Genomic DNA, 16,036 nt, shown 5'->3' with positions numbered 1-16,036 from the left:
TAGCGATGGGCGATGAGGACGGGGTGGCAGGTGGCGTGGCAATGATCGAGCGCTGGTTGCGGCCGATGTAACAGCGGCCAGGCCTCAACGCAGGTGCGGAATCACCTGGGCCAGCAGATGGGCATCCGATCTCCGCCGAAGGCGCGCCTCCCGCGCTGCAACATGCCCACGCGCCATCCTGCGCCATCATGGGCACCCCGTCCCCGCCTGGACCGTGACATGCAGCAGTACCTGCTTCTGATCTATATCGAGCCTGCCCTGCTGCAGGCCCTGCCCACCGAAGAATTCAACGCGCTGATGCGCGACTGCCTGGCGCACGCCGACCAGCTGCAGGCCGAAGGCACGCTGCTGGCCGCCCAGAAGCTGCAGCCGGTCGATACCGCACAGACCCTGCGCGTGCGCGATGGACACAGCCGCGTGCTCGATGGGCCGTTCGCCGAAACCCGCGAACTGCTGGCCGGCTTCAACCTGATCGTCGCCCGCGACCGTGACGAAGCCATGCGCATCGCCCGCGACTTCCCCTGGGCGCGCTTCGGCAGCATCGAGGTGCGGCCGCTGGAAGACATGGACGCCGAGCGCGAACGCTGCGGCGCCCCGGCTGCCGCTATGGCAGCAGCCGTACCCTGATCTCGCGCGGGCCGACGCCTTCATTGCCGCTGTAGTCGCGCACGCTGGCACGCACGATGTACTCGCCCGGCGGCAACGCCGCCGGCTGCCAGCGCCCGGTTTCCATCAGGCCATCACGCACGGTGTTGGTGGCCAGGTAACGGAAACGGGTCACCGCGCTGCCATGCACGGTGATGCCGCTGTCCGGTGCGTAGGCCACGCGCACCGCTTCCTTCTGCGGCGGCATGCGGTTGAACACGATGTTCCAGCGCGGCTGCTCGTAACCCTGCAGCGGCTGCCCAGCGGCATCGAGGATCTGGTAGCCCACCTGGTACATGCCCAGGCGACGGCGCGGCAGGTTGTTGTCGACCTGGTCCCAGGCCTCGATCACGATCTGCACGCCGCGGCCCTGGCGCGCCACCACCGCTACGCCGTCGCTGCCCGCCGCCATCGGCTGGTAGTTGTCGTCCAGCAGGGCCACATCGGTGATGCGCGGCGCGAAGTGGTCGGCGTAGTTGTGGAAGCCCAGCGCCACCGCATTGGTCTCGAAACCACCCGTGCCCACCGCCAGATGCACGTGCGCCTGGTTGTTGATGCTGCCCAGGCGGTCGCCGGCGTGGATGCGCATGCCGCGGCGCACGCGCATCCGCTCCAGCTTGCCCTGCTCGTCATACAGCGCCTGCCAGCGCGCATCAAACGGCTGGTCGCGCGGAGTGCGGCCGACCCGCATGTGGATGTACTTGAGGCGATCCACCGACAGCCCTTCGGCCTGCTCGCCCAGGCTCCAGGCCGCCACCGGGCTGCTGATCTTGCCGTCGGCGATCGCCAGCACGGTCTGGCCCACGTCACCGCGCACGTCGAAGCCGCCGTGAAGGTGGTGGCGACTCTCACCCTTGAAGTTGCCACGCACTTCGCCCAGCGTACCGACCACTTCATGCCAGCCCTCCTGCGGCGCCAGCGGCCAACGGCCCCCGGTCTTCGGCAACGCGGCATCGGCGGCCGGGCCAACCAGCGCCGGCGCCGGCAGGTCACCCACCGGCAGCGGGCGCAGGCGGTGCAGGCGGTAGCTGGCGGCGTCGGCGACCAGCACGCTGCCATCGGCATCCATCGCCAGGCCGCTGGGGCGGGCCAGGCGTGGCAGGCGCCCGTTGCCAACCAGTGCAATCTGGTGGCCCTGCGGCGTCACCTGCACGATGCGGCCATCGAGATCGCCCACGTACAGCACGCCGTCGTGCGTGGTGGCCAGTGACAGCGGACCATTGATCACGCCACCGGCGGCGACCACGGTGCTGACCGTGCCATCGGCGCCAACACGGCGAACCGCGTTGTTGAACAGGTCGGCCACCAGCAGGGCACCGTGTGCATCGAAGGCCAGCGCCACCGGCGTGTCGAAGCGCGCAGCGACGCCCGTGCCATCGGCCAGACCCGGCCGATCACCACCGGCCAGGGTGCGCACGTTGCCATCGGTACCGATCACCCGGATGCGATCGTTGAACGTATCGGCCACGTAGACCTGGCCCTGCGCGTCCACCGCAATGCCCATCGGCGCATCGAAACGCGCCTGCGCGGCGGGGCCATCGGCATGGCCCTGTTCGCCACCGGCCAGCGTGGTCACCTGGCCATCGGTACCGATGCGGCGGATCGCGTGGTTGCCAGTGTCGGCCACGTACAGGTTGCCCTGCGCATCAGCGGCAATGCCGGAGGGGGTATTGAAACTGGCCTGCAGCGCAGGGCCATCGACGCGCCCCTCGCCCTGCCCGGCCACGGTTTCGACGCGGCCATCGGGAAGGCGGCGGCGGATGCGGTTGTTATCGCCGGCATCGGTGAAGTAGATGCTGCCATCGGCGCCACGCAGCAACGCGTAGGGGTCGGCGAAACGCGCCTGCGCGGATCCACCGTCGCGGTCACCGGGATGGCCATCGCCGGCCAACGGCTCGATCTGTGCGGTCCAGGCCAGTGGCGTAGGCGCCGGGCCCGCAGGTTCGGCCAGCGTGTGCAGCGGCGTCTCCCACCAGGTTGCAGCCAATGCCACCGCCGTTGCCAACGCCACTCCTGCCGCCATCCATTGCCACCGTGCCATCGTGCTGCGCTGCTCCTGCCTGAAGAGGCACCGACAATAGACGGTGAAGCTGCGATCCGCCACGGCCAATCGTACTGCCGGATACCAGAGTTCCATGCGCCGCGCTTGTCCTCGCTGCCTGCAGCGGGTTCAATGCGGTTCCCACGGATGGAGAGCCTCCATGCCCCGCATCATCCCCCTCGCCGCCCTGCTGCTGGCGGCACTGGCCAGCACACCGGCCACCGCCTCGATCACGGTGGTGCCGCAGATGCCCTCTGCCACCGCCGATGCGGTGCATGCGGCGTACGCCACACGCTGGGACGAAGCGATCCAGCAGGCACGCAGCGGCAATACGCTGGGCGCACTGATCAGCATGGAGCGGCTGATGGAGGATCCCCTGCTGGACGACTTCGATGCCGAGCATCGTGGCCGCGCCGCGCAGGTGGCCGGCTGGACCGCGCTGATGCAGAAGAAGCCGGACCAGGCCCGCCGCTACCTGCAACGGGCGCAGGAGGCCCTGCCGGAGGATGCCCAGGTCCTGCTCACCCAGGTGTCCGTGGAACTGTCGGACAACCAGCCGGCCGCAGCCACGTCGTTCCTGGTCAAGGCACTGAAGCATGCCGACGCACCGCTGCCGATCGATCACCACGCCATCAATTACCTGCAGTACCGCCTGCGTGACCAGCCGCTGAAGCGCATGGACCTGCTGCAGGCGCTGTTCGACAACGGCTGGAAGAGTGGCGGCCTGGAACCCACCGGGCTGTGGCTGGCGCTGGCCACGCTGCAGGCCGACAACGGGCGTGGCGACGACATCCCAGCCACGCTGGCGCGCATCGACAGCCCGGCCGAGATCATCCGCCTGCGCAGCGACAAACGCTTCGACCGTTATGTCGATCGCGGCGATGCGCGCTTCGATCCGGTGCAGGCGGCGCAGCGCCACCTCGATCAACTGCGCGTCTCCGGCCTGCTCGACCGCGCACTGGACGCGCGCATGGCCGAGTTCAGCACTACCCTGCTGATGCTGGACCGCAACGAGGAAGTGCTGTCGTTGACCGACGGCATGGCCGGCGCGGCGAGCAACGGCGAATCGCCTGCCGCCGCGGAAGCGGAATGGGTGGCCTGGCTCCTCAACAGCCGGCTCACTGCACTGCGCCGGCTGGGCCGCACCGATGAGGCACTGGCCACCGCGAAGCTGGCCGCACGCATCGGCGCGCTCGGCCCGGATGGTGCCGAGCACCAGATGAATGTCGGTTTCGTGTTCAGTTCGCTGGGGCGCATGCAGGACGCTGCGCTGGCAGTGAATGACATGCCGGGCCTCGCCGGCTACGGCAAGGCCGCGCAGGCGCTGCTGCAGTTCGCCGCCGCCCGCGAGCGCGGCGATGCCAAGGCGCGCGATGCGGCACGCGCGGTGATCCTGGCCCAGCGCGATGACGCGCGCCTGTTCCATCGCGAAATGCTGCTGGAGGAAGGCAACCTGGACGGTGCAGCCGCCGTGCTGATCGAACAGCTGCGCTCGCCGGTTGAACGCGGTGAAACCCTGGCTGCCCTGCAGGACATGCGGACCTATCCGTCATTGCCGGGCGATGTGCGCATCGATGCCGTCTGGCGCGCACTCAAGCAGCGTGCCGACGTACAGGCCGAGGTGGCACGCGTCGGCCGCATCGAGCGCTACGGGCTGGTCAGTACCTCCACCTCGCGTTGAGTGCCGGCTAGCGCGCCGGCACCTCCGTGCGGATGCCCATCGCTTCACGATAGCGCGCGTACAGCGCCATCACCTTGTCCACGTAGGCCAGGGTTTCGGCGTAGGGCGGCACGCCCTTGTAGCGGGTGACCGCCCCGATGCCTGCGTTGTAGGCGGCCGCCGCCAGCGGGCGGTCGCCGTTGTAGCGGCGCAGCAGCGCGCGCATGTAGCGCGCGCCACCCTCGATCGACTGCTGCGGCGAGAACGGATCGCGCACCCCGTATTCCTGCGCGGTATCGGGCATCAGCTGCATCACTCCCTGCGCGCCCTTGCTGGATACCGCCAGCGCGTCGAAATTGCTTTCGGCGTGGGCGATCGCACGCAACCACGCATCATCGACGCCGGTGGCCTTGGCCGCGGCCTTGAACTGCCTGGCGTGCTGTGCCAGCTGCGGCTTGCCGACCTTGCCCAGCCCTTCATGCGCTGGCTCGCCCGGTGGCGTGGCCACGGTGAACTTCAGGAACACCCGCGAGCCGGGCAGGTTGCGCGTGGAGTAGACCAGTGCCCCGTCCTGTTCGCGCTCGTACAGCACGCCGCTGAACACGCCCATGTTGCCCCACAGGTTGGGGGTCTGGATGGCGTTGTCGTCGATCTCCCTGGCGGTACAGCGCGAGCCGGGTTCCGGGGCGGTAGCCAGGCTGACGGTGTTGCCCTGCACGCAGCGATAGACGGTGCGCGCGGCAGCCAGCCCGGGCCACAGGCTGGGCAGCAGCAACAGCGCGAGCAGGAGGGGGCGACGGGACATGGCGGCCGGATGATCCGGCCGCGCCCGCGAATGTTGGGTGAATGGGGGTCGGCAGGGCTGCGCCCTGCACCTGCAGAGGCAACGTCAACACCCTGAGCAGCGCTGGGCAGTTGAGGGCTGGTCGGGTGGGTGTGGCCCGGCAGGACACGCCGTAAACCCCGCTCCGCGGTCCGGCCCAGCCGCTGGCGGCTGTGCGTTCGGGCGCTTGCGAAGCAGTGCTTCGCAGGCAACGCGCCCTCACCCATGGGGGCTCGATGGTGCCATCCATGGCGCCAACGGTCCTGCCGGGCCACACCCACCCGCCCTGGACAGTTTCCTGCAGCGGGCAGCAGATCCACGCCATGCGTGGATGAAACGTCCGGAGACGATGGATCAATCGATGGAACGAAGACGTTGGGTTACTTCGCAGTCCTCCGCCGCACCCAATACCCCACGCCCAGCAGCACGAACCACGCCGGGCTGGCGATCAGCGCCTGGCGGGTGTCGCCCTGCAGGCTCAGCAGCACCAGCACGCCGGCGAAGAACACCAGGCAGGCCCAGCACATGGCCACGCCGCCGGGCATCTTGAAGATCGAGGCGGCGTGGCGCTCCGGGTAGCGGCGGCGGTAGGCCATGTAGGCCACCAGGATCAGCGACCAGACGAAGATGAACAGCACCGTCGCCAGCGTCGTCACCAAGGTGAAGGCGGTCACCAGGTTGGGAATCAGGTAGATCAGCAGCGTGCCGCCCAGCAGGCACAGGCACGAGAACAGCAGGCCGCGGGCCGGCACCGCGGCGCGCGACAGCTTCGACAGCCCGCGCGGGGCGTGGCCCTCTTCGGCCAGGCCATACAGCATGCGGCTGGTGGAGAAGATGCCGCTGTTGGCCGAGGACGTGGCCGAGGTCAGCACCACGAAGTTGATCAGGCTGGCGGCGGCGGGAATGCCGGCCAGCACGAACAGCTGCACGAACGGGCTCTTGTCCGGCACCACCTGGCGCCACGGGGTGACGGCCATGATCGCGATCAGCGCCAGCACGTAGAAGATGATGATGCGCACCGGGATCGAGTTGATCGCCTTGGGCAGGTTGCGCTCGGGGTCGGCGGTTTCGGCGGCGGTGGTGCCGACCAGCTCGATGCCGACGAAGGCGAATACCGCAATCTGGAAACCGGCGAAGAAGCCGACCAGCCCCATCGGGAACATGCCGCCGTCATTCCACAGGTTCGACAGCGAGGCGGTGTGGCCGCTGGGCGAGGTGAAGCCCCACGCCACCAGCCCAGCGCCGGTGATGATCAGTGCGCAGATCGCCACGATCTTGATCAGCGCGAACCAGAACTCCATTTCGCCGAACAGCTTCACCGTCACCAGGTTCAGTGCCAGCAACAGCAGCACGCAGGCCAGCGCCGGTATCCACGCATCCAGCCCGGGGAACCAGAACTGCGCGTAGGCGGCGATGGCGATCACATCGGCGATGGCAGTCACAATCCAGCAGAACCAGTAGGTCCACCCACAGAAGAAGCCCGCCCAGGGCCCGAGCAGGTCGGTGGAAAAATCGATGAAGGACTTGTACTGCAGGTTGGAGAGCAGCAGCTCACCCATCGCGCGCATCACGAAGAACAGCATCGCGCCGATGATCAGGTAGACGAAGACGATGGACGGGCCTGCCAGGCTGATGGTCTTGCCCGACCCCATGAACAGGCCGGTGCCAATGGCTCCGCCGATGGCGATCAGTTGCAGGTGGCGGTTGGACAGGCTGCGGCGCAGGTGCTCGGGGGGCGTTGCGGGCTCGGTCATGGGCGCGGGCAAAAGGGACGGGCGAAGCGTTCGACGGTAGTCCCCCACGGCGCCGAGCGCCAGCGTTGACGGACCTATTCCGTCAAATCTGGCCGCTTTCACCACAATGTGACCGAATACCGTATTGATCCCATTCCGCCCGGCCCCGCGCCATGCTCAGATAGCCGCATCTGCCCAAGGACCGGCCCGACCATGCGCCCTGCCCCGCCCGCCCTGCTGGAGCCCCGGCCATGAGCCGGCTGCGCGTCATCATCGGCGGCACCGCGCTGGCGCTGCTGGCCGCTGCGGTGCCGATCGCAGTCATGGCCTATGCCACCTGGGACCGCGCGGTCAGCGTTGAACAACAGCGCCTGCGCGACATCGCCGACCGCAGCCTGCGCCGCTCCGACCTGTCCTACCAGGAAGCACTGGCGGCGCTGAAATCGGCCGAAGCCGGCGCCTATGTGTCCTGCAGTCCCGAGCACGTCCGGCGCATGCAGACGCTGGTGATGACCACCCCATCGATCGACCAGATGGGCTACTTCGAAGGCGGCAAACTACGCTGCACCTCCTGGGGACCGTTCCTGGCCGATGTGGATCAACCCACGCCGGACCACGTCACCAGCGATGGCGCTGGCATCGCGGTGGACGTGCGCCCGGAAGTCAGCGGGCGCCGCCAGGTGCTGGCAATCCTGTACGGGTCCTACGACGTACTGGTGGACCCGCGGCGCTTCGTCGATGTCATTGCCGATCCGAACGTGCGGCTGGCACTGGCCAGCCCCGATGGGCGCCTGCTGGCCAAGCAGCCGGGCCTGGATCCGGACCTGCTGCAGGCGCTGCTGCGCGACCCCGGCGAAGGCCTGGACCACTCCACGCTGTTCGCCACCGCGCGCAACGAGGAATGGCTGGCCATCGCTACCACGCCGCGCACCGCGCTGGCTGCGGCGTTCCGCCAGCAGGCGTGGCTGTACGTGCCGGTCGGCCTGCTGCTGGCCGCTGCCGGGGCCGGCCTGGTGATCTGGCTGTCGCGGCGCCGCCTGTCGCTGCGCGGTGAACTGGCCACCGCCATCCGCCGCCGCGAGCTGTACCTGCATTACCAGCCCATCATCGAACTGGACACCGGCATCTGCGTCGGTGCCGAAGCGCTGGTGCGCTGGCAACGCCCGGATGGCACCCAGGTACGGCCCGACCTGTTCATTCCGCTGGCCGAAGAGGCCGGCATGATCGCCGACGTCACCGACCTGGTGATCGAGAACGTGGTGCGCGACATGCGCGAGCTGCTGGTGGCCGACCGCAGCGCGCACATCGCGATCAACCTCGCCGCCGAAGACATCAGCAGCGGCCGCGCCCTGAAGATGATTTCCAGGCACATGGCCGGCAGCGGCATCCTGCCGCAGCAGATCTGGATGGAGGCCACCGAACGCGGCTTCCTCGACCTGGACCGAGCGCGCACGATGCTGGCGCAGGCACGCCGTGCCGGCCACAGCGTGGCCATCGACGATTTCGGCGTCGGCTTTTCCAGCCTGCAGTACCTGGAGCAGCTGCCGCTGGACGCGCTGAAGATCGACAAGTCGTTCATCGATGCGATCGGCACCGAAAGCGCGACCAGCCCGGTCACGCCGCACATCATCGACATGGCCAAGGAGCTGGGCCTGTGGGTTGTGGCCGAGGGCGTGGAAACCGAAGCGCAGCTGGCCTATCTGCACAGCCGGCATGTGGAATTCGGCCAGGGCTGGCTGTTCTCGCGACCACTGCCCCGCGACGAGTTCGTGGCCTTCCACCACAAGCGGCAGCAGCAGTACGGCGCGGCACGCGAACACATGCAGAACCCGCGCAGCGTGCCGATCGAGCGGGTGCCGCTGGAGTAGAGCAAAAGCAGGGCGCCCGATCCAGCAGGTCCGCGCCATGCGTGGATGGCGCGGCCCCCGGTAGTGCCGGCCGCTGGCCGGCACCGCGTCGTCATTGTCGGCCCCTACGCCCACGCCTTCGGCCGTGCCAGCAGCCACGCCACCGTCACCGCCAGCAACAGCAACGGCAGCCAACCCAGCTGGCGTGGGCCGCTGGCCTGCAGCAGCACGCCGCCCGCCACGCCACCGGCAGCAATGGCCAGGTTCCAGCCGGTCACCAGCATCGACTGTGCCAGGTCCGCGGCGGCACCCGCACGGCGTGCCAGTGCGGTCTGGAACAGCGTCGGCACCGCGCCGAACGCAACGCCCCACAGGATCGTTGCCAACAGCAGCGCGCTCGCCGCGCCAGGCCATACCAGCAACATCAGCACCGGCACGATGAAGCCGATCACCGCCGCCCACACCAGCACACGCAGGTGGCGATCCACGCCCCAGCCCGCCATCCCGATGCCGGCAATCGCCGCCATGCCGAACGCCAGCAGCAGCCGGTCCAGCCACGCGCCGGCACCCGCATCGACTGCCAGCGGCTCGATGTACGTGTACAGCACGTTGTGCGCCAGCACGTACAGCACCATCACCAGCAGCGTGCTGCGCACGCCGGGCATCCGCCAGACCGTACCCAGCGACGTGCGCTGGCCGGCACCAGCCGCTGGCAGCGCCGGCAGTGTCCAGCGCGCGTACGCCAGCAGGCCCACGCCCAGCACGCTCATCAACGCGAACGCCCAGCGCCAGCCAACCTGCTGGCCAAGCAGCGTGCCGGCCGGCACCCCCAGCGACAGCGCCAAGGGCGAACCCACCATCGCCACCGCAATGGCACGCCCCTGCAACGACGGCACCACCATGCGCGCGGCATAACCGGCCACCAGCGACCACAAGAGGCCACCGCTCACACCGGCCAGGAAGCGCGCAACGAGGATCAGCGCATAACTGCTGCTCAGCGCGGTCAGCGTGTTGACCACCACGAAACCGGCAATGGCGGCCAGCAGCAACGGGCGCCGCGGCAGGCGCTGGGTCAGCGCGGTCATCGGCAGTGCGGCCATCACCGAGCCCAGCGCATACACGCTCACCAGTTGACCGACCGCCGCATCACTCACGCCCAGGCTTTCGCCCATCGGACGCAGTACACCGGCCGGCAGGGTTTCGGTCAGCAGGGTGATGAAGCCACCACCGGCCAAGGCCAGCAGGCCCGCCCAGGGCAGGCGCGTGGCCTCACCGGCCGGGCTGGCAGCATCAAGGGCGTGGCCGCTCATCGCGCCGCCTCCAGATCAGCATAGACCGCATCACGCAGTTCATCGACGAAGGCACCATCCATGCCCTCGTACAGCGTGTTGGTCAGTGCCACCACGCTCAGCCCACGCGACGGGTCGACGAACCAGCTGTGCCCATAGGCGCCGCCCCAGCGCCAGCTGCCTTCGCGCTGCGGCGTGCCACTGGCGGTGGCATCGCGCAGCACCGCAAAGCCCAGCCCGAAGCCCCAGCCGGCCGGTTCCGGCGGTCCCTGCTCGCCCACCTGCGGGCTGGCCATCTCTGCCGCCAGCGCGGGCGGCAGCAGGCCGGAGCGCTGCACATCACGCAGCGCCTCCAGCACCGACATCACTTCATCGGCAGTACCCACCAGGCCGGCGCCGGCGGAAGCGAAACGACTGGCATCGAGGGCACGCGCAAGGCTGTACTCGATGCCGACCGTACCTTCGAACGGCGCGACCACTTCGCCTTCGCGCAGGCGATGCGGCTGCGGCGTATCGCTCACATAAGGCGTGGCCAGCCGCGCACCCTCGCGCGTGGCAAACGCGGTGTCACGCAGGCCCAAAGGCGCGGCAAGCAAACGCTCGAACAGCACCTGCAGCGTTTCACCGGTCGCGGCTTCGGCCACCGCCCCCGCCACGTCCACGCCCAACGAATACAGCCATTGGCTGCCCGGCTCGAACAGCAGCGGTGCCTGCGCGATGCGGCGTACGTTCTCGGCCAGGGAAAGCGGGTTTGCATCCAGGCCATCGCTGACCCCAGCGTGCGCATAGGGGCCCTCCGCATCGGCTTCCAGGAAGCGGTAGCCCAGCCCGCTGCTGTGGCTGAGCAGCTGGCGCAGGCTGATCGGCGGCATGCGGCCATCGGCCAGCGCCGGGCGGAAGTCCGGCAGCCAACGCTGCACCGGCGCATCGAGGTCGAGCACGCCCTCGGCCACCAGGCGCAGGATCACCGTGGTCAACAGCGGCTTGCTGACCGATGCCAGCCGGAACAGCTGGTCGCGCTGCATCAGCGTGGCCGACTCGCGATCGGCCAGCCCGGTCGCGCTGGCATGGCGCAGCACACCGTGCTCGCGCACCAGCACCACCGCGCCCACCAGGCGCTGCGGGTGCACCTGCTGCAACAGCCGCTGCACCGAAGGCAGCGTCGGCGCGGGTTCAAGGGAAAGAGCGGCATTCATCGCAGTGATCCGTGGGGAGAGGCCCGCCACGTTAGGCAGCACGGCACGGCGCAAAAAGCCGGTTGCCGCTCCGGTCATCATGGACCGTGCAGTCCGTAATCGGCATCATGGCCGGAACTGCAAGGCCGCAACGGCTGCCATTCCGGCCCGCACCACAGTGTTGCGGCGGCAGTGCCGACCAGCGCCATCGCCCTCCCTACCCTGCTGCTTTCATCGCCCGCACGCCCATGTCAGTCCTGGACAACCTCGCCAACCTGCAGACCTTCGTGCACGCCGCCGACACCCGCAGCTTCGTCGAGACCGGGCGCCTGCAGGGCATCTCCGCCTCGGCCGCCGGCAAATGCGTTGCGCGGCTGGAGCACGCGCTGGGCGTGCGCCTGTTCCACCGCAGCACGCGCAGCATCACCCTGACCGCCGAGGGCCAGCTGTTCCTGGCACGCTGCCGGCGCATCCTCGACGAACGCGATGCCGCGCGCACCGAGCTTGCGCAACCGCACGCCACCCCCAGCGGTACGCTGCGCATCGGCCTGCCACTGGTCGGCGACCTCACCCTGCCGTTGATGGCCGAGTTCATGGCTGCGTATCCGGACATCCGCCTCGACCTTGATTTCAGCGACCGGCTGGTCGACGTCATCGAGGAAGGTTTCGACGCCGTGCTGCGTGTCGGCGAACCCAGCGATTCGCGCATGAACGCACGTCGCCTGGGGGAGTTTCCACGCCGCATCGTCGGCTCGCCGGCCTACCTGCAGCGCCGCGGTACGCCACGCACGCCCGCCGAACTGCTGCAGCACACGCTGCTGCACTACCGCTTCCCCAGCACCGGCAAGCTGGAGCTGTGGCCGATCCATTGGCCCGACCATGAAACACCGCAGGAGCTGCCGGTGCACATGGTGGCCAACACCATCGAGGCGCGGGTGGCGCTGGCGCTGCGCCACGTCGGCCTGGCCTTCGTACCCGTGCACTCGGTGCGCGATGCGCTGGCAGACGGTCGCCTGGTCAGCGTGCTGGACGAACACGTGCATTCCTGCGGCATCTTCCACCTGCTGTGGCCTTCGGGCCGCCACGTACTACCGAAGCTGCGGGTGTTCATCGATTTCGTCAGCGCCCGCCTGGAAAACGTGCCCTAGGCGCGATCCCCCCATGCCCGGCCCATAGTAGATCCACGCCATGCGTGGATGCCTTTGTAGCGTCGAGCCATCAAACCATTCAGCCAGCCCCGCTATACTTCCCCCTCATTCCTCCCAGAGGCTCGCGACCAATGCGCCATTGATGCCGCCGTCTTCCCAGCAGACGGCCTGACTCTTCCCGCCCCTGCGCGCAGGGGAGAACCCGGCATCCATGGAGGTCGCATGACCACACATTCCCTCACGCTCGATCGCGTGTCGTATCGGCTGGCCGACGGCCGCGCGCTGTTTTCCGACCTGTCGTTTTCCTTCGAACCGGTAGCCACCGGCCTGGTCGGTGCCAATGGCACCGGCAAGAGCGTGCTTGCACGCCTGCTGACCGGCCGGCTGTTGCCCGACAGCGGGCAGATACGCAGCGGCGGCCGCGTGTTCCTGTTGCCGACGCCCGGCTATCCCCCCACCGGCACGGTCGGTGAACTGGCCGGCGTCGGCGCGGAACTGGCCGCACTGCAACGCATCGAAGCCGGCAGCGTGGACGAGACCGACTTCGCCTGTGTCGGCGAGCGTTGGGACCTGCGCGAGCGCCTGCAGCAGCAATGGCAGGCGCTACGGCTGCCCGAGGATCTCGATCCTGCCCAGCCCGCCGCGCGCCTCAGTGGCGGCCAGGCCATGCAGGTGGCGCTGTCCGGCGCGTGGGCCAGCGGCGCCGATTGGCTGATCCTGGACGAACCCAGCAACCACCTCGATGCCCGCCATCGCCAACAGTTGTACGAACAACTGCAGCACTGGCGTGGTGGCCTGCTGGTAATCAGCCACGATCGCGAGCTGTTGGCGCACATGCAGCAGATCGTCGAACTCGACGCGCGCGGGCTGCATCGCTATGGCGGGCCGTGGCAGCACTACGCGGACACGCGTTCCGCCGAACGCGAAGCCGCTGCTGCACAGCTCGACCATGCACGCGCCCAGCACCGGCAGCAACAACGCAGCGCACGCGAGCAGCACGAGCGCCAGCAGCAACGCCAGGCACGCGGCAATCGCGATGCGAAGCAGGCCAACCAGGCGCCGATCCTGCTCGGCCGGCAGAAGCAGCGTGCCGAGGCCAGCCACGGCCGCGCGCAGCAGGTACAGGCCGAGCGCCTGCAGGCCAGCGTCGATCAGCTGCGCGCTGCGGCCTCGGCGGTTCACACCGCGCCGGAACTGGCGCTGTTTGCAGGCGACGGCGAACGTGGCAGCGCGCGCCTGCTGCAGGTGGACTCGCTGGTGCTGCCGCATGGCTGCAGTGCGCCGTTGCAGCTGGAGATCCGTCGAGGGCAGCGCATCGCCGTGGTCGGTGACAACGGCAGTGGCAAGTCCACGCTGCTGCGCGTGCTGGCCGGCCAGCTGCCTGCACGCAGTGGCACCGTGCAACGCCATGCGCCACTGGCGCTGCTCGACCAGCAGCTGCTGGGGTTGTCCGGCGAGCGCAGCATTCTCGACACCGTGCAGGCCGCCAACCCGGCAGCTGATACCGGTGAACTGCGCACCCGGCTGGCCCTGCTCGGGCTGGACGCGCAGCGCATCCAGCGTCCAGCCCATAGCCTCAGCGATGGCGAACGGGTGAAAGGCGCCCTGGCCAGCGTGCTGTATGCCGACCCCGCACCGCAGCTGTTGCTGCTGGACGAGCCCGGCAACGCACTGGACCTGAGCGCGCTGCAGGCACTGGAAGAACTGCTGGCGGCATGGCCGGGTGCCCTGGTGATGGTCAGCCACGACCGGCACCTGCTGCAGGCGCTGCGGCCGACCCACGTGCTGCAGGTAAGCACCGAGGGTTGGCAGTGGCGTGACGCCTTGTAGATCCCCGCCATGCATGGATGGATGCATGGCGGGTAGTGCCGGCCGCTGGCCGGCACACCGCCAGCGCTCAACGCCCGCTCAACGCTTCCACACCGGGAACGCCTGCGGCAGCTGCTGCCACAGCAGCGGGCCCGCGCGCAGTTCCTGCTCGTTGAGCAGGCAGGCATCCAGCTCCGCGCGCACCGCACGCTCATCCATGTGCACGCCGATCACCACCAGCTCCTGGCGGCGGTCGCCCCACAGCGGGTGCCACAGCCGCTGCATCGCCGAATGTGCGGCCGCATCCGGGAATTCTTCCAGCCCCGGCAACGGCGCGCTCCAGCAGTCGGCCTGCTGCCGTGCCCAGCCCAGGTCGCTGTAAGGCAGCGGCGTCGGTGGCAACAACGGCGCGGTGTCTTCCAGCCCGGCGCGCACGCGATCGCGCGCGGCGTACCAGAACCCCGCCGCCTGCGTCCGCGTCGCGGCGCCCACGGTGTTCAGCTCGCCCACCCAGTCCATGCGGTTGGCCAGCCAGAACCAGCCCTTGCTGCGGATCACACCGGGCATCCCCGACTGCAGCGCGCGCGCGAAGCGCGCAGGATGGAAGGGTCGCCGCGAGCGGTAGACGAAACTGGCGATGCCGTATTCCTCGGTTTCCGGCGCGTGCTCGCCACGCAGTTCCTTCACCCAACCCGGCGCACGTTGCGCACGCTCGTAATCGAAGCGGCCGGTGTCCACCAGCTCGGCCAGCGGCACGTCACCGAAGCTGGACAGCAGCAGTTTCGCTTCGCGGTTCAGGCCACGCAGCACGGCCAGTGTGTCCTGCAGCACTTCGTCATCCACCTGGTCGATCTTGCTGACCACGATCACATCGGCGAACTCCACCTGCTCGCACAGCAGGTCGACCACGCCGCGATCGTCGTCCGGCCCGGCCTGCTGCCCGCGCTCGGCCAGGCGCAGCGTCGAACCGAAGTCGGCCAGGAACGCACTGCCATCCACCACCGTCACCATCGTGTCCAGGCGCGCGATGTCACTCAGGCTGAAGCCCTGCTCGTCGCGTACCGCGAAGGTGGCCGCCACCGGCATCGGCTCACCGATTCCGGTCGACTCGATCAGCAGGTAGTCGTAGCGACCGGCATCGGCCAGCCGCCGCACTTCCTGCAGCAGGTCGTCGCGCAGCGTGCAGCAGATGCAGCCGTTGCTGAACTCCACCAGCGTCTCTTCGGTGCGGCGCAGTTCGGCGCCGCCCTCGCGCACCAGCTGTGCATCGATGTTGACCTCGCTCATGTCGTTGACGATGACCGCCACGCGCAGGCCCTCGCGGTTGCGCAGGATCTGGTTGAGCAGGGTGGTCTTGCCGGCCCCGAGGAAGCCGGACAGCACGGTGACCGGAAGGCGACGGTCGGCGCGGGAAACAGTGTTCATGTCGGAGCGGGTTGGCTGCGGAACGGAAATGTTACTGTATAACAATTGTTGCGCAAGGAACCTCCCCCGATGAAGTCGCCGTCTGCCGCCCTGCTCGATGCCGGCGCGGTCGCCCTGTCCAGCCTGTGCCTGCTGCACTGCCTGGCACTGCCCCTGCTTGCCGCCGCGCTGCCACTGTTTGGCACCTGGGCCGAAGCGGAATGGGTGCACCTGCTGTTCGTGGCCATCGCCCTGCCGCTGACCGGCTACGCGCTGTGGCGGGCCGAGCGCCGTCACCCATTGCCCGTGCTGGCCTGGGCCACCGCCGGCGCCGGGCTCGGCCTGCTGCTGGCCGGTGCGCTGGCGCTGCCCTCGCACGATTGGGAAACACCGATGACCGTCACCGGCAGCCTGCTGCTGACCGCCACGCACATCTGGAACGCGCGGCACCGGCACGGGTAG

Annotated in this window: 12 protein-coding genes; 6 read left to right on the top strand and 6 right to left on the bottom strand. The window is 68.9% G+C overall.

Annotated elements, in window-relative coordinates; translation table 11 throughout:
* Positions 1 to 219 precede the first annotated feature (219 nt).
* Positions 220 to 627, top strand: a complete 408-nt coding sequence (locus B9Y82_RS00525) for a YciI family protein (RefSeq protein ID WP_053462045.1) — start codon at positions 220 to 222, stop codon at positions 625 to 627.
* Here the strand turns inward: B9Y82_RS00525 and B9Y82_RS00520 are convergent.
* On the bottom strand, positions 605 to 2,686 hold the full coding sequence (locus tag B9Y82_RS00520; RefSeq protein ID WP_100471128.1) for an NHL repeat-containing protein: 2,082 nt from the start codon (positions 2,684 to 2,686) through the stop codon (positions 605 to 607). The two genes, B9Y82_RS00525 and B9Y82_RS00520, sit on opposite strands and share 23 nt — an antisense overlap.
* A gap of 160 nt (positions 2,687 to 2,846) precedes the next feature.
* Between B9Y82_RS00520 and B9Y82_RS00515 the strand changes: the two genes are divergently transcribed.
* Entirely contained in the window at positions 2,847 to 4,367 is a 1,521-nt protein-coding gene (locus B9Y82_RS00515; RefSeq protein WP_100471123.1) for a tetratricopeptide repeat protein, read from the top strand.
* A 7-nt stretch (positions 4,368 to 4,374) separates the two neighbouring features.
* Here the strand turns inward: B9Y82_RS00515 and B9Y82_RS00510 are convergent, their stop codons facing one another.
* Together B9Y82_RS00510 and cycA are read right to left on the bottom strand one after the other, a co-directional pair.
* Entirely contained in the window at positions 4,375 to 5,151 is a 777-nt protein-coding gene (locus tag B9Y82_RS00510; protein WP_100471122.1) for a lytic transglycosylase domain-containing protein, read from the bottom strand.
* Positions 5,152 to 5,549: 398 nt separating this feature from the next.
* Positions 5,550 to 6,923: a D-serine/D-alanine/glycine transporter gene (gene cycA / locus B9Y82_RS00505; RefSeq protein ID WP_100471121.1), complete on the bottom strand. Its 1,374-nt coding sequence runs from the start codon at positions 6,921 to 6,923 to the stop codon at positions 5,550 to 5,552.
* Between the two features lie 230 nt (positions 6,924 to 7,153).
* Here cycA and B9Y82_RS00500 point away from each other — a divergent pair, with 230 nt between their 5' ends.
* Positions 7,154 to 8,770: an EAL domain-containing protein gene (locus B9Y82_RS00500; protein WP_100471120.1), complete on the top strand. Its 1,617-nt coding sequence runs from the start codon at positions 7,154 to 7,156 to the stop codon at positions 8,768 to 8,770.
* Positions 8,771 to 8,874: 104 nt separating this feature from the next.
* Here B9Y82_RS00500 and B9Y82_RS00495 read toward each other — a convergent pair whose 3' ends face one another.
* Together B9Y82_RS00495 and B9Y82_RS00490 are read right to left on the bottom strand one after the other, a co-directional pair.
* A complete protein-coding gene (locus B9Y82_RS00495; RefSeq protein WP_100471119.1) occupies positions 8,875 to 10,059 on the bottom strand; it encodes an MFS transporter in 1,185 nt (394 codons plus the stop codon).
* Entirely contained in the window at positions 10,056 to 11,234 is a 1,179-nt protein-coding gene (locus B9Y82_RS00490; RefSeq protein WP_100471118.1) for a serine hydrolase domain-containing protein, read from the bottom strand. The genes B9Y82_RS00495 and B9Y82_RS00490 overlap by 4 nt, the downstream gene beginning before the upstream one ends.
* 227 nt (positions 11,235 to 11,461) lie before the next feature.
* On the opposite strand from B9Y82_RS00490, the gene B9Y82_RS00485 reads away from it, so the two are divergent.
* Both B9Y82_RS00485 and B9Y82_RS00480 read left to right on the top strand, forming a co-directional pair.
* Positions 11,462 to 12,361, top strand: a complete 900-nt coding sequence (locus tag B9Y82_RS00485) for a LysR family transcriptional regulator (protein ID WP_100471117.1) — start codon at positions 11,462 to 11,464, stop codon at positions 12,359 to 12,361.
* 222 nt (positions 12,362 to 12,583) lie between these two features.
* The gene (locus B9Y82_RS00480) at positions 12,584 to 14,191 is read left to right on the top strand and encodes an ABC-F family ATP-binding cassette domain-containing protein (RefSeq protein ID WP_100471116.1); all 1,608 of its coding nucleotides are present in this window, start codon (positions 12,584 to 12,586) and stop codon (positions 14,189 to 14,191) included.
* Between the two features lie 78 nt (positions 14,192 to 14,269).
* Here the strand turns inward: B9Y82_RS00480 and B9Y82_RS00475 are convergent, their stop codons facing one another.
* Positions 14,270 to 15,595, bottom strand: a complete 1,326-nt coding sequence (locus B9Y82_RS00475; RefSeq protein WP_100471115.1) for a GTP-binding protein — start codon at positions 15,593 to 15,595, stop codon at positions 14,270 to 14,272.
* Positions 15,596 to 15,664: 69 nt separating this feature from the next.
* On the opposite strand from B9Y82_RS00475, the gene B9Y82_RS00470 reads away from it, so the two are divergent.
* Positions 15,665 to 16,036, top strand: coding sequence for a MerC family mercury resistance protein (locus B9Y82_RS00470; RefSeq protein WP_100471114.1), 372 nt, complete (start codon positions 15,665 to 15,667; stop codon positions 16,034 to 16,036).

The sequence above is a fragment of the Stenotrophomonas maltophilia genome, from assembly GCF_002799155.1.
In the GTDB taxonomy this organism is placed as follows: Bacteria; Pseudomonadota; Gammaproteobacteria; order Xanthomonadales; family Xanthomonadaceae; genus Stenotrophomonas; species Stenotrophomonas maltophilia_R.
Note: the sequence above shows the minus strand (reverse complement) of the source record. Positions and strands in the feature narration are given on the sequence as shown.

What these genes read in the sequence shown, in the direction of transcription:
- B9Y82_RS00520 (WP_100471128.1), bottom strand. Translation starts at nt 2,686, where the DNA reads ATGGCACGGTGGCAATGGATGGCGGCAGGAGTGGCGTTGGCAACGGCG.
- B9Y82_RS00480 (WP_100471116.1), top strand. Translation starts at nt 12,584, where the DNA reads ATGACCACACATTCCCTCACGCTCGATCGCGTGTCGTATCGGCTGGCC.
- B9Y82_RS00510 (WP_100471122.1), bottom strand. Translation starts at nt 5,151, where the DNA reads ATGTCCCGTCGCCCCCTCCTGCTCGCGCTGTTGCTGCTGCCCAGCCTG.
- B9Y82_RS00515 (WP_100471123.1), top strand. Translation starts at nt 2,847, where the DNA reads ATGCCCCGCATCATCCCCCTCGCCGCCCTGCTGCTGGCGGCACTGGCC.
- B9Y82_RS00485 (WP_100471117.1), top strand. Translation starts at nt 11,462, where the DNA reads ATGTCAGTCCTGGACAACCTCGCCAACCTGCAGACCTTCGTGCACGCC.
- cycA (WP_100471121.1), bottom strand. Translation starts at nt 6,923, where the DNA reads ATGACCGAGCCCGCAACGCCCCCCGAGCACCTGCGCCGCAGCCTGTCC.
- B9Y82_RS00525 (WP_053462045.1), top strand. Translation starts at nt 220, where the DNA reads ATGCAGCAGTACCTGCTTCTGATCTATATCGAGCCTGCCCTGCTGCAG.
- B9Y82_RS00495 (WP_100471119.1), bottom strand. Translation starts at nt 10,059, where the DNA reads ATGAGCGGCCACGCCCTTGATGCTGCCAGCCCGGCCGGTGAGGCCACG.
- B9Y82_RS00475 (WP_100471115.1), bottom strand. Translation starts at nt 15,595, where the DNA reads ATGAACACTGTTTCCCGCGCCGACCGTCGCCTTCCGGTCACCGTGCTG.
- B9Y82_RS00470 (WP_100471114.1), top strand. Translation starts at nt 15,665, where the DNA reads ATGAAGTCGCCGTCTGCCGCCCTGCTCGATGCCGGCGCGGTCGCCCTG.
- B9Y82_RS00500 (WP_100471120.1), top strand. Translation starts at nt 7,154, where the DNA reads ATGAGCCGGCTGCGCGTCATCATCGGCGGCACCGCGCTGGCGCTGCTG.
- B9Y82_RS00490 (WP_100471118.1), bottom strand. Translation starts at nt 11,234, where the DNA reads ATGAATGCCGCTCTTTCCCTTGAACCCGCGCCGACGCTGCCTTCGGTG.